General features: G+C 57.9%; 12 protein-coding genes. 10 read left to right on the forward strand and 2 right to left on the reverse strand.

Going from position 1 to position 12,246, the window contains the following annotated elements:
- The first annotated feature begins 296 nt into the window (after positions 1-296).
- From JO226_RS09695 to sixA, 4 genes are all read left to right on the forward strand, one after another.
- Positions 297-581, forward strand: coding sequence for a YfcZ/YiiS family protein (locus tag JO226_RS09695; RefSeq protein WP_293548214.1), 285 nt, complete (start codon positions 297-299; stop codon positions 579-581).
- A gap of 156 nt (positions 582-737) precedes the next feature.
- Positions 738-2,048 (forward strand): acetyl-CoA C-acyltransferase FadI, encoded by a 1,311-nt coding sequence (fadI, locus tag JO226_RS09700; RefSeq protein WP_293548216.1) that lies wholly within the window; start codon positions 738-740, stop codon positions 2,046-2,048.
- Positions 2,048-4,195, forward strand: coding sequence for a fatty acid oxidation complex subunit alpha FadJ (fadJ, locus tag JO226_RS09705; protein ID WP_293548217.1), 2,148 nt, complete (start codon positions 2,048-2,050; stop codon positions 4,193-4,195). The genes fadI and fadJ overlap by 1 nt, the downstream gene beginning before the upstream one ends.
- A 205-nt stretch (positions 4,196-4,400) precedes the next feature.
- Positions 4,401-4,886 (forward strand): phosphohistidine phosphatase SixA, encoded by a 486-nt coding sequence (gene sixA / locus JO226_RS09710; protein WP_293548219.1) that lies wholly within the window; start codon positions 4,401-4,403, stop codon positions 4,884-4,886.
- 32 nt (positions 4,887-4,918) lie between these two features.
- Here the strand turns inward: sixA and smrB are convergent, their stop codons facing one another.
- Positions 4,919-5,470 carry an endonuclease SmrB gene (gene smrB, locus JO226_RS09715; protein WP_293548222.1) on the reverse strand — a complete coding sequence of 184 codons (552 nt, stop codon included), beginning with the start codon at positions 5,468-5,470 and terminating at the stop codon, positions 4,919-4,921.
- A 165-nt stretch (positions 5,471-5,635) separates the two neighbouring features.
- Between smrB and prmB the strand changes: the two genes are divergently transcribed.
- Genes prmB through JO226_RS09745 form a run of 6 tightly spaced genes read left to right on the forward strand, consistent with a single transcriptional unit; the run spans position 5,636 to position 10,149 of the window.
- The gene (gene prmB, locus JO226_RS09720) at positions 5,636-6,568 is read left to right on the forward strand and encodes a 50S ribosomal protein L3 N(5)-glutamine methyltransferase (protein ID WP_293548224.1); all 933 of its coding nucleotides are present in this window, start codon (positions 5,636-5,638) and stop codon (positions 6,566-6,568) included.
- Positions 6,569-6,591: 23 nt separating this feature from the next.
- Positions 6,592-7,677 (forward strand): chorismate synthase, encoded by a 1,086-nt coding sequence (gene aroC / locus JO226_RS09725; RefSeq protein ID WP_293548226.1) that lies wholly within the window; start codon positions 6,592-6,594, stop codon positions 7,675-7,677.
- 2 nt (positions 7,678-7,679) lie between these two features.
- Positions 7,680-8,504 carry a penicillin-insensitive murein endopeptidase gene (gene mepA / locus JO226_RS09730; protein WP_293548229.1) on the forward strand — a complete coding sequence of 275 codons (825 nt, stop codon included), beginning with the start codon at positions 7,680-7,682 and terminating at the stop codon, positions 8,502-8,504.
- Positions 8,504-9,313, forward strand: a complete 810-nt coding sequence (locus JO226_RS09735; RefSeq protein ID WP_293548231.1) for a sulfite exporter TauE/SafE family protein — start codon at positions 8,504-8,506, stop codon at positions 9,311-9,313. Before mepA ends, JO226_RS09735 begins: the two co-directional genes overlap by 1 nt.
- Entirely contained in the window at positions 9,313-9,861 is a 549-nt protein-coding gene (locus tag JO226_RS09740; RefSeq protein WP_293548234.1) for an elongation factor P hydroxylase, read from the forward strand. The genes JO226_RS09735 and JO226_RS09740 overlap by 1 nt, the downstream gene beginning before the upstream one ends.
- 9 nt (positions 9,862-9,870) lie before the next feature.
- Positions 9,871-10,149: a YfcL family protein gene (locus tag JO226_RS09745; RefSeq protein ID WP_293548236.1), complete on the forward strand. Its 279-nt coding sequence runs from the start codon at positions 9,871-9,873 to the stop codon at positions 10,147-10,149.
- Positions 10,150-10,210: 61 nt separating this feature from the next.
- Here JO226_RS09745 and mnmC read toward each other — a convergent pair whose 3' ends face one another.
- Positions 10,211-12,211, reverse strand: a complete 2,001-nt coding sequence (gene mnmC, locus JO226_RS09750; protein ID WP_293548238.1) for a bifunctional tRNA (5-methylaminomethyl-2-thiouridine)(34)-methyltransferase MnmD/FAD-dependent 5-carboxymethylaminomethyl-2-thiouridine(34) oxidoreductase MnmC — start codon at positions 12,209-12,211, stop codon at positions 10,211-10,213.
- Positions 12,212-12,246 lie beyond the last annotated feature (35 nt).

Below are 12,246 nucleotides of genomic sequence, written 5' to 3' on the forward strand. Positions count from 1 at the left end.
TGTAGCATCAGAGAAATCAGACCAGTGCCGAGAGTATAGGTCTGACCAGCTGTAATGTTGCAAGTTTGTTTATAAGTTTTTTCAAATGTGATCGTAGAAACGCGATCCAGCTGGCAAAAATGCGGCCAGGATGAATCACCCATTCGGGTGATTTTTGTTTTAGATCATTTTTAATTGTGATTTTGGTCACTTACCACGGTTCACTGCATTAACGACTGGAGACAGGCCACGGTGGGGCGTAAAATAAGGATATTAATTGTCTGGCACCCTGGGTGCATATACAGAGGAAATCTACGATGAGTAAATGCAGTGCTGATGAAACCCCGGTTTGCTGCTGTATGGATGTTGGCACCATCATGGACAACACCGATTGTACCGCGTCCTACAGCCGCGTTTTCGCTAACCGCGCGGATGCAGAAGCGACTCTCGACGCGCTGAGCGCGAAGGCTCGCGGCGTCGAGTCTGAACCATGCCAAATCACCCCAACATTTAAAGAGGTTGATGGCGGCGTACAGCTGGATATCGACTTTGTTTTCTGCTGCGAAGCAGAAACGCTGATTTTCCAGCTCGGTCTGCGTTAATACCTGCCTGAAACGCCCCATCACGGGGCGTTTTCTTTTTCTCCTCCCTGTGTTTCAGCTCCCACTTTTTCGTTTCTCTGATTGGCTAAATGTAAAAAATTAGTTAAGACTGTTATCAGGTCAGACCACTTATTTTATGTTTAACAGGGGAGTAATATGAGTCAGGCATCACCGCTCGTTACCCGTCAGGGTGATCGCATTGCTATTGTCAGCGGATTACGTACGCCATTTGCACGCCAGGCGACGGCATTCCACGGCGTTCCGGCAGTGGATCTCGGGAAAATGGTCGTTGCAGAGATGATGGCGCGTAGTGAAGTTCCCCCTGAGGCTATCGAACAACTGGTGTTTGGCCAGGTGGTGCAAATGCCGGAAGCGCCCAATATTGCGCGCGAAATTGTGCTGGGTACGGGAATGAATGTTCATACCGATGCCTATAGCGTCAGTCGCGCCTGCGCGACCAGTTTCCAGGCCGTGGCGAACGTTGCCGAAAGCCTGATGGCCGGCACCATCCGCGCCGGTATTGCCGGCGGCGCCGACTCTTCCTCCGTGTTGCCGATTGGCGTCAGTAAGACGCTGGCGCGCACGCTGGTGGATGTCAATAAGGCCCGCACTCTGGGGCAGCGCCTCAAACTTTTTTCTCGCCTGCGCTTACGCGACCTGATGCCGGTACCGCCCGCAGTGGCGGAATACTCCACCGGTTTGCGCATGGGCGATACCGCAGAACAGATGGCGAAAACATGGGGCATCAGCCGTGAACAGCAGGACGCGCTGGCGCACCGTTCACACCAACTGGCGGCGCAGGCCTGGGCCGAAGGCAAACTGACTGATGAAGTCATGACCGCGTATGCCGCGCCGTTTCGTGAACCTTTCGGGCAGGACAACAATATTCGCGGTACCTCAACGCTGGCTGATTACGCCAAACTGCGCCCGGCGTTCGATCGCAAACATGGCAGCGTGACGGCGGCTAACAGTACGCCGTTGACCGATGGTGCTGCCGCCGTGATCCTGATGACCGAGTCCCGCGCTAAAGAGCTGAGACTCGCGCCGCTCGGCTACCTGCGCAGCTATGCCTTCACCGCCATCGATGTCTGGCAGGACATGCTGTTGGGCCCGGCATGGTCAACGCCGCTGGCGCTGGAACGGGCGGGAATTACCCTGGCGGATTTAACCCTGTTTGATATGCACGAAGCCTTTGCAGCGCAAACGCTGGCGAACCTGCAACTGCTGGCAAGCGCTCGCTTCGCCCGCGAGGTATTGGGGCGTTCGCAGGCAACCGGCGAGGTGGATGAGCGTCAGTTCAACGTGCTGGGGGGCTCCATCGCCTACGGTCATCCGTTTGCGGCGACCGGCGCGCGGATGATCACGCAAACCTTAAACGAGTTACGCCGCCGCGGCGGCGGTTTTGGTCTGGTTACCGCCTGTGCAGCAGGTGGGCTTGGCGCGGCAATGGTACTGGAGGCTGAATAATGGAGATGATGTCTGCATTTACGCTCACCGAGCGGCCTGACAACGTTGCGGTGATAGCCATTGATGTGCCGGGCGAGAAGATGAATACCCTCAAAGCGGAGTTTGGCTTGCAGGTGAGGGATATCCTGAAAAAAGTCCGCGACAACCGATCGCTGCGCGGCGTGGTGCTTATCTCGGCGAAGCCGGATAACTTTATCGCGGGCGCGGATATCAACATGATTGGCAGCTGTCGTACGGCGCAGGAAGCCGAAGCGCTGGCGCGGCAGGGGCAGCAGATCATGGCGGAAATCCATGCGCTGTCGGTTCCGGTGATTGCCGCCATTCACGGCGCGTGCCTTGGCGGCGGTCTTGAGCTGGCGCTGGCCTGCCATGGGCGTATTTGTACCGATGATGCGAAAACGGTGCTCGGTCTGCCGGAGGTTCAGCTTGGCTTGTTGCCGGGTTCCGGCGGTACGCAGCGCTTGCCGCGTCTGGTCGGGGTCAGTACGGCGCTGGAGATGATCCTGACGGGCAAGCAGCTTCGCGCCCGCCAGGCGCTGAAAGCCGGACTGGTGGATGAGGTGGTACCGCACAGCATTTTGCTGGAAGCCGCCGTGGAGATGGCGAAAATGGAACGTCCTGCCAGCCGTCGGCTGCCGGTGCGCGAGCGTCTCCTTGCCGGGCCGCTGGCGCGCAACGTGCTGTTTAAGCTGGTAGGCAAAAAGACGGAGCAAAAAACGCAGGGCAACTACCCGGCAACGGGGAGGATCCTGCAGGTGATTGAGATCGGATTAAGCCACGGCATCAGCAGCGGATATGAAGCCGAAGCGCGCGCGTTCGGCGAGCTGGCGATGACGTCGCAGTCGCAGGCTCTGCGCGGCATCTTTTTTGCCAGTACTGACGTGAAGAAGGACCCCGGCGCTTTGGCCGAGGCGCTACCGCTGCGCTCAGCGGCCGTGCTGGGCGGCGGCTTAATGGGCGGAGGGATTGCGTTTGTGCTCGCCAGTAAAGCGAAGCTTCCGGTACGCATCAAGGACATTAACAGCCAGGGCATCAACCATGCGCTGAAATACAGCTGGGAGTTGCTGGATGCGAAGGTGCGCCGTCGCCATATCAAAGCCGGGGAACGGGACAGCCAGATGGCGCTGATTTCCGGCACCACGGACTATCGCGGCTTTTCGCATCGTGATGTGGTCATCGAAGCGGTGTTTGAAGATTTAACCCTCAAGCAGCAGATGGTGGCTGATGTTGAACGGCAGTTCGCGCCGCACACGATTTTTGCCTCCAACACCTCGTCGTTGCCGATTGGCGATATCGCCGCTCATGCCGCGCGTGCGGAGCAGGTCATCGGCCTGCATTTCTTCAGCCCGGTTGAGAAAATGCCGTTGGTGGAGGTTATTCCGCATGCAGGGACGTCAGATACTACGGTCGCAACGGTCGTCAGGCTTGCCAAACAGATGGGCAAAACGCCGATTGTCGTGGCGGACAAAGCCGGATTCTACGTTAACCGCATTCTGGCCCCCTATATTAATGAGGCCATGCGCATTCTGACGGAAGGCGCCAGCATTGAACAAATCGATAATGCGCTGGTGAAGTTTGGTTTTCCGGTGGGACCAATCCAACTTTTGGATGAGGTCGGCATCGACACCGGGACTAAAATTATCCCAGTGCTGGAAAACGCTTATGGAGAGCGTTTCAGTGCGCCTGCAAATCTCATTAGCGCAATTTTGAACGACGATCGCAAAGGGAGAAAAAATGGTCGCGGTTTCTATCTTTACGACGCAAAAGGGCGTAAAAGCAAAAAACAACCCGATCCGGCCATTTATAGCCTGATCGGCAGTGGGCAAAAGTCTTCGCTAACCGACCAGCAGATTGCTGAGCGTTGCGTGATGATGATGCTCAACGAAGCGGTGCGCTGTTTCGATGAACAGGTCGTGCGCAGCGCGCGCGATGGCGACATCGGCGCCGTATTCGGCATTGGTTTCCCGCCATTCCTCGGAGGCCCGTTCCGCTATATGGATACCCTTGGGGCGGGAAGTGTGGCGGCGACATTGCAACGTCTGGCGGCCCAATATGGCGCACGCTTCACGCCGTGCGAGGGCGTCGTCAACATGGCTGAACAGCGTCTCTCCTTTTGGCCGAAGGACGAAACTGAGGCGTTAAATTAGGGTCAAAGAAAGGTAAATCCATACAAACGATGATGCTGCTGAGTGGTTAATTTGTAAACAAAGATTGACTATACTTACGCCAGTAAGGTAAAAAACAGCGTTTCATTCAGTGGATGGATAAGGCACAATGCCCGACCGCCGGGTAAACGACCTTGTTTTGTGGTCGGTTTACTCTGGTGCTTCTGGTTAACAAAAGCGGTGCAATATGCAAGTTTTTATCATGCGTCACGGCGACGCTGCCCTCGAAGCAGCTAGCGACTCGGTTCGTCCATTAACCACCTGTGGTTGCGATGAGTCCCGACAGATGGCTACCTGGCTGAAAGGTCAAAAAGTGGATATTGAACGTGTACTGGTCAGCCCTTTTCTGCGGGCGGAACAGACGCTGGATGTGGTAGGGGAGTGTATGAACCTGCCCAAAGAGATCGATGTCCTGCCGGAGCTTACGCCTTGTGGCGATGTGGGGCTGGTCAGCGCGTATCTGCAGGCGCTGACCAACGAAGGTATCGCGTCGGTGCTGGTGGTTTCTCACCTGCCGCTGGTCGGCTACCTGGTGTCAGAGCTGTGCCCTGGCGAAACCCCGCCGATGTTCTCAACGTCTGCGATTGCCAATGTCACCCTGGATGCCAGCGGGCAAGGGGTGTTCAACTGGCAGATGAGTCCCTGCAATCTGAAGATGGCGAAAGCCATCTGAGCCAAAAGGCGGGCACAGCGCCCGCCATTTTTTTAAGGCAACTCAGGCGGTTGCCACTCTTCGACTTCAATCAGCACCAGTAGCGCCGCATCGCCGCCGTACTCTTTCGGCGCCTGATGAAACGCCATTACGTGCGGATGCTGAGCCAGCCATAGCGGCGTCTGCTGCTTGAGAATATGTTTGCCGTGCCCGTGCATCACGCAGGTACAAAAGACGTGTTCCCGTCGGCAGGCGGCAATCAGTGCGCCGAGTTCCTGCTTTGCCTGCATCTGGGTTAAACCATGCAAATCGAGAAACAGTTCCGGCGAATAATCGCCCCGACGCAGCTTTTTGAGCTCAAAATGGCTGACGCCGTCGCGGACATACTTTATCGCGCCTTCCGTATTCAGCAGCGGCTGGAATTCATCAGAAAAATAGTGGCTATTATCGGCTTGCTCCTGAATCAGACGTTTTACCGGCACTTCATGGGTTTTTTTGCGTGTTGGCCGGTGGACGATTGTATCCTGTTTGATTTGGCGGGTGCCGGTCATCAGCTGGCGGAACAGCGCCTGATCCTCCTCGCTGAGCGGGTTTTTCTTCTTCATCTTATCTTCTCTGTATCGCTTTGCGACAGTTTACCCGACTCACCGGCGTTGCGGGCAGGGAAAACGCATTTTTCCCCTCTCTGGTGATGCAAGAATGCTGATTTATCGCGGACATCATGGCACACTAGCCGCCGAATTCGAGCGAGACATGCCCTGGAGGCGAGTGTGGATAAAATTTTTGTTGATGAAGCAGTCAATGAACTGCATACCATTCAGGACATGTTGCGTTGGGCGGTCAGCCGCTTCAGCGCGGCGGGCATCTGGTACGGCCACGGTACGGATAACCCGTGGGACGAGGCTGTTCAACTGGTTCTGCCTTCTCTTTATCTGCCGCTGGATATTCCTGAGGACATGCGTATCGCCCGTCTCACCTCCAGCGAAAAGCACCGGATTGTCGAGCGTGTCATTCGTCGCGTGAATGAGCGTATTCCGGTGGCATACCTGACCAATAAAGCCTGGTTCTGCGGCCACGAGTTTTACGTGGACGAGCGCGTGCTGGTGCCGCGTTCGCCGATTGGCGAGCTTATCAATAACCGCTTCGCCGGGCTTATCAACCGCCAGCCGCAGCATATTCTTGATATGTGCACCGGCAGCGGATGCATTGCGATTGCCTGCGCTTATGCTTTCCCGGAAGCGGAAGTTGACGGCGTTGATATCTCTGCGGACGCGCTGGCGGTGGCAGAGCAGAATATTGAAGACCATGGCCTCATTCATAATGTGACGCCGATTCGCTCCGATCTGTTCCGCGATCTGCCGCAGGTGCAGTACGACCTGATCGTGACCAATCCGCCGTACGTTGATGCCGAAGACATGGCCGACCTGCCGGGCGAGTATTGTCATGAGCCTGAGCTGGGGCTGGCCTCCGGCACCGATGGTCTGAAGCTGACCCGCCGCATTCTTGCCTGCGCGCCGGACTACCTTTCCGACGACGGTATTCTGATTTGTGAAGTGGGTAACAGCATGGTACATCTGATGGAGCAGTATCCTGATGTCCCATTCACCTGGCTTGAGTTTGATAACGGCGGTGATGGCGTCTTTATGCTCACGAAAGCGCAGCTGCTGGCTGCCTGCGAACACTTCAGTATTTACAAAGACTAATAACACTTTCGATCGGAGCTGTGATGGCAGGAAATACAATTGGGCAACTCTTTCGCGTAACGACCTTCGGCGAATCGCACGGCGTCGCGCTTGGCTGCATCGTCGACGGCGTACCGCCGGGCATTCCACTGACAGAAGCCGATTTACAGCACGATCTTGACCGTCGCCGTCCAGGGACCTCACGTTATACCACCCAGCGCCGTGAGCCCGATCAGGTGAAGATCCTTTCCGGCGTCTTTGACGGCGTTACGACGGGCACCAGCATTGGCCTGCTGATTGAGAATACCGATCAGCGCTCCCAGGACTATAGCGCGATTAAAGACGTTTTCCGCCCGGGGCACGCTGATTATACCTACGAGCAAAAGTATGGCCTGCGCGACTACCGCGGCGGCGGGCGTTCCTCGGCGCGTGAAACCGCAATGCGCGTTGCGGCAGGAGCCATCGCCAAGAAATACCTTGAGAGTAAATTCGGTGTGGTTATCCGCGGTTGCCTGACGCAGATGGGCGATATCCCGCTGGCGATTAAAGACTGGTCGGCGGTCGAGCAGAACCCATTCTTCTGCCCGGACCCGGAAAAAATCGACGCGCTGGATGCGCTGATGCGCGGCCTGAAAAAAGAGGGCGACTCCATCGGCGCGAAAGTGACCGTGGTGGCCGACGGCGTGCCGCCGGGGCTTGGCGAGCCGGTTTTTGACCGTCTGGACGCCGATATTGCGCATGCCTTAATGAGCATCAATGCGGTAAAAGGCGTGGAGATCGGCGACGGGTTTGGCGTTGTCAGCCTGCGCGGCAGCGAAAACCGCGATGAAATTACCCAGGCAGGTTTCCAGAGCAACCACGCAGGCGGAATCCTGGGCGGCATCAGCAGCGGGCAACAGATTGTCGCCCATATGGCGCTGAAGCCGACGTCAAGCATCACCGTGCCGGGACGGACGATCAACCGCTTCGGCGAAGAAGTTGAAATGATAACGAAAGGCCGCCACGATCCGTGTGTCGGTATTCGCGCGGTGCCCATCGCCGAAGCGATGCTGGCGATTGTGTTGATGGACCACTTGCTGCGTCAGCGCGCGCAGAATGCGGATGTGGTGACCTCTATTCCACGCTGGTAAATATGAAAAAAACAGCCATCGCGCTGCTGGCTCTGCTTGCCAGCAGCGCCAGTCTCGCGGCGACGCCGTGGCAAAAAATCTCTCAGCCGATCGCCGGGGAGACCCAGTCGATTGGCGCTTTCTCCAACGGCTGTATCGTAGGGGCGCATGCGCTGCCGCTCCAGTCCGATGATTATCAGGTGATGCGTACCGATCAGCGTCGCTATTTTGGTCATCCGGACTTGATTGCGTTTATCCAGCGGCTGAGCGGCCAGGTGCACAATCGCGGGCTTGGCACGCTGCTGATTGGCGATATGGGAATGCCGGCGGGCGGACGTTTCAACGGCGGTCACGCCAGCCATCAGACGGGCCTGGATGTGGATATTTTCCTGCAGTTGCCGAAGGCGCGCTGGACCTCCGCGCAGCTGCTGAAGCCGCAGGCGCTGGATCTGGTCGCGGCCGACGGCAAACGCGTGGTGCCGTCATTGTGGTCGCCGCAGATAACCAGCCTGATTAAGCTCGCCGCAAAGGATGACGACGTTACGCGTATTTTCGTCAACCCGGCTATCAAACAGCAGCTGTGCCTGGATGCCGGTACGGATCGCGACTGGCTGCATAAAGTACGGCCCTGGTTCCAGCATCGTGCGCATATGCATGTGCGCCTGCGTTGCCCTGCGGGCAGCCTGGAATGCGAAGAACAGGCTCCACCACCGCCTGGCGACGGGTGCGGCGCCGAGCTGCAAAGCTGGTTCGAACCGCCTAAGCCGGGCTCAACAAAACCTGAGAAGAAGACGCCTCCGCCGCTGCCGCCTTCCTGCCAGGCGCTACTGGATGAGCACGCACTCTAATGGACAGCTTTGTCGACATCTTTATGGTATCGCCATTTTTACTGGTGGTGCTGTTTTTTATCGCCCTGCTGGCGGGGTTTATTGATTCTATCGCCGGGGGCGGCGGTCTGTTGACCATCCCCGCGCTGATGGCGGCGGGCATGTCGCCTGCTCAGGCGCTGGCGACCAACAAGCTGCAGGCCTGCGGCGGGTCGGTTTCCTCCTCGCTCTATTTTATCCGCCGCAAGGTGGTGAATCTTGGCGACCAGAAGCTCAACATCCTGATGACCTTTCTCGGCTCGACGAGCGGGGCGCTGCTGGTTCAGCATGTGCAATCCGACATTCTGCGCCAAATCCTGCCGCTGCTGGTGATTGGTATCGGCCTTTATTTCCTGCTGATGCCAAAACTTGGCGAAAACGACAGGCAGCGCCGCTTATACGGTCTGCCGTTTGCGCTGGTGGCCGGGGGCTGCGTGGGGTTTTATGACGGCTTCTTCGGCCCAGGCGCCGGGTCGTTCTATGCGCTGGCGTTTGTGACGCTGGCGGGGTATAACCTGGCGAAATCCACGGCGCATGCCAAGGTACTGAACGCGACCTCGAACCTGGGCGGCCTGCTGCTGTTCATTCTTGGCGGAAAGGTTATCTGGGCGACCGGCTTTGTGATGATGGCAGGTCAGTTTCTTGGCGCGCGGATGGGCTCCCGTCTGGTGCTGAGCAAAGGGCAAACGCTGATTCGCCCGATGATTGTCGTCGTCTCAGCGGTGATGAGCACTAAACTACTTTATGACAGCCACGGTGCGGAAATCCTTCAGTGGCTGGGACTTAACTAATGCAACAGCAACACCACTATCAGCAACTGATCGACATTTTCGATGGCTGCTTTGCCGACGATTTTAATACCCGTCTGATTAAGGGCGACGACGAACCGATTTATCTTCCTGCTGATGACGATGCGCCGTATAACCGCATTGTTTTTGCCCATGGCTTTTACGCCAGCGCGCTGCACGAAATTTCGCACTGGTGTATCGCCGGTGCCGAGCGGCGCAAGCAGGTGGACTTTGGCTACTGGTACTGTCCGGATGGGCGCGATGCGATGACCCAGTGTCAGTTTGAGGACGTGGAAGTCAAACCGCAGGCCTTCGACTGGCTGTTTTGCGTGGCGGCGGGGTTCCCGTTTAACGTCAGCTGCGACAACCTGGAAGGGGACTTCGAACCTGACCGTATCGTGTTTCAGCGCCGGGTTCACGCACAGGTAATGGCGTATCTGGATGACGGCATTCCGGCGCGTCCGGCGCGTTTTATTCAGGCATTACAACATTATTATCAAACGCCGGCGATGACGGCGGAACACTTCCCCTGGCCGGAAGATCTAAATTGAGGAAAGAAGATGATCGCAGAATTTGAATCGCGCATTCTGGCGTTAATTGATGACATGGTTGAGCACGCCAGCGACGATGAGCTGTTTGCCAGCGGCTACCTGCGCGGCCATCTGACGCTGGCGGTCGCCGAGCTTGAAGCGGGCGACGATCACTCGCCGGAGGCTGTTTATGCAAAAGTCACCCAGAGCCTGGAAAAAGCGATCCACGCCGGTGAACTGTCGCCGCGCGACCAGTCTCTGGTGCTGGAAATGTGGGATTCCCTGTTTCAGCAGGCGAAAGTCAAGTAACCGCTGACGCTGTTTGCCCTCTCTCTTAGGGAAAGAGGGCAAAAAAACCGCACATATCTTGTCACTTCACCGCTTTACCTTTCAACAGCTTTCGTACCCAGAGTCGATTAGGGCTCAGCGCCGCCAGCGTTTGCGCATCCAGCGGCAACGGCTCTTCGCTCATCTGCGAGGCCAGAATCTCAGCCGCCAGCGGCGCGGAGCACAGACCGCGGGACCCTAATGCGCCCAGCATAAAGAGACCCTCATAAACCGGCGCCTCCCCGGCATCCTGCGGGTTGTCCGCCAGATGCGCATAGCGCGCCAGCGTTTCGTGATAATCCGGTACGCCGCCCAGCATCGGCAGATGGTCGCGGGTGGCACAACGCACGCCGCATCGTGCGTCGTTATCGCTGACGTTCACTTCCCGGGCCCACTGCGCCTGCGGGAAGCAGTCGATCAGCCGCTGGCGGTTATGCTGTTGATCCGTTTCGCTAAAGGCGATATCCGTCTGCCCGCGATGGTAGCTGGCGCCGATACAGTGCTGGTGGTTGTTGGGGTTCTGCGGCGTCAGATAACCGTCGTAGCACAGCACCTGACGCAGTGTCGCCAATGACGGCGTTGTCGGGATATGGCTGACCTGGCCGCCAACCGCATAAACCGGCAGTTGCTGCGTCTGGCTGAACTGATTAATGCGGTGCCCGTTGGCCAACACGACGGCGGCATGCGGGCAGATTTCGCCGTGGCTCAGTTGCACCTGCCAGCCGGAGGTGAGAGGGGTGAGCTGTTCGACGCGCGAACGCCAGCGCACGGTCAGCCCGCGCGTGCAGGCAAGCTCAATTGCCGAGGCGGTCAGTTCGGCCGGGCAGAGCCAGCCGCCGAGCGGATAGCTGATGCCGTCGCAGTTGGTTTCCACACCGCACAGCCTGGCGATGTCATCGGCGCTCACCGCATGGGCGATGGCGGGTGGCAGCCCCAGAGAGAGCATCTGGGCTATTTTTTGCTGGCTTTTGTCATCGAAACCTAACTGGGTGACGCCGCACCAGTCGTGGTCGAAGCGCACTGGCAGCGCATCGTACAAACGGCGGGCAAAGGTGAATGCCGCCGGGAAAAACTGCGCCAGCGCCGGGTCGTGGGCGCTGAGCAGAGGGTAGAGCGCGCCCTGACGGTTGCCCGACGCGCCCTGGGCGGGCTGCGCGTCCTCACAGTACAGCGTCACCTGCCAGCCCCGGCGCAGCAGCGCGAGGGAGAGCAGCGCGCTGGCTACCCCGCCGCCGATGACCGCGACCTCGCGGGCCGTGCTGCCGCGACGGGAAAACCACGGCGTGCGCGGCGCGCTGTCCACGCCTTCCGGCATTTCGCCGGTCAGCATTTCACGCTTGCGGCCAAAGCCTTTGCTTTTGCGCATTGCAAACCCGGCTTCCTGCAGCCCACGGCGTACAAATCCGGCGGAGGTAAACGTCGCCAGCGTACCGCCAGGGCGGGCCAGCCGCACCATCGCGTTAAACAGCCCCGGCGTCCACATATCGGGGTTTTTGGCGGGGGCGAAGCCATCCAGAAACCAGGCGTCTACTTTCTGGTTGAAGGTATCGTCGAGGGTGTCAACAAGGGTATTGATATCGCCGAACCACAGATCCAGCGTGACCTGTCCATCGTCGAGCAACAGACGATGGCAGCCGGGCAGCGCCAGGGGCCACTGCGCCTGTAGCTGCTCTGCCCAGGGCGCCAGCTCAGGCCAGTGCTGGTGGGCGAGGCGTAAATCGTCCGCCCGCAGCGGGAATTTTTCAAAACTGACGAAATGCAATCTTCGCAGCGTCGCGTCAGGATGCGAGGTGCGAAACGCCGCAAACGCCTGCCAGAGCGTCAGAAAGTTAAGCCCGGTGCCGAAGCCGCTTTCGGCGACGACAAAATGTGGACGAGGGTGCTTGTCAAAGCGGTCGGGAAGCTGATTTCCGCCAAGAAAAACGTACCGAGTTTCTTCCAGTCCGTTATCATTAGAAAAGTAGACGTCGTCAAAATCTCGGGAAACAGGTGTACCCTCATTGTTAAATTCGAGGTTGGCGGGGCGTATGGCGATTTGTTTCACGTAAGTTACTCGCATAGCAAGGCATCGGACGATCT

This window comes from Pluralibacter sp., assembly GCF_019237635.1.
Lineage (GTDB): Bacteria > Pseudomonadota > Gammaproteobacteria > Enterobacterales > Enterobacteriaceae > Enterobacter_B.

Bases quoted from the DNA above. Each gene is read 5' to 3' on its own strand.
- JO226_RS09695 (WP_293548214.1), top strand. From the start codon at position 297: ATGAGTAAATGCAGTGCTGATGAAACCCCGGTTTGCTGCTGTATGGAT.
- fadI (WP_293548216.1), top strand. From the start codon at position 738: ATGAGTCAGGCATCACCGCTCGTTACCCGTCAGGGTGATCGCATTGCT.
- fadJ (WP_293548217.1), top strand. From the start codon at position 2,048: ATGGAGATGATGTCTGCATTTACGCTCACCGAGCGGCCTGACAACGTT.
- sixA (WP_293548219.1), top strand. From the start codon at position 4,401: ATGCAAGTTTTTATCATGCGTCACGGCGACGCTGCCCTCGAAGCAGCT.
- smrB (WP_293548222.1), bottom strand. From the start codon at position 5,470: ATGAAGAAGAAAAACCCGCTCAGCGAGGAGGATCAGGCGCTGTTCCGC.
- aroC (WP_293548226.1), top strand. From the start codon at position 6,592: ATGGCAGGAAATACAATTGGGCAACTCTTTCGCGTAACGACCTTCGGC.
- mepA (WP_293548229.1), top strand. From the start codon at position 7,680: ATGAAAAAAACAGCCATCGCGCTGCTGGCTCTGCTTGCCAGCAGCGCC.
- JO226_RS09735 (WP_293548231.1), top strand. From the start codon at position 8,504: ATGGACAGCTTTGTCGACATCTTTATGGTATCGCCATTTTTACTGGTG.
- JO226_RS09740 (WP_293548234.1), top strand. From the start codon at position 9,313: ATGCAACAGCAACACCACTATCAGCAACTGATCGACATTTTCGATGGC.
- JO226_RS09745 (WP_293548236.1), top strand. From the start codon at position 9,871: ATGATCGCAGAATTTGAATCGCGCATTCTGGCGTTAATTGATGACATG.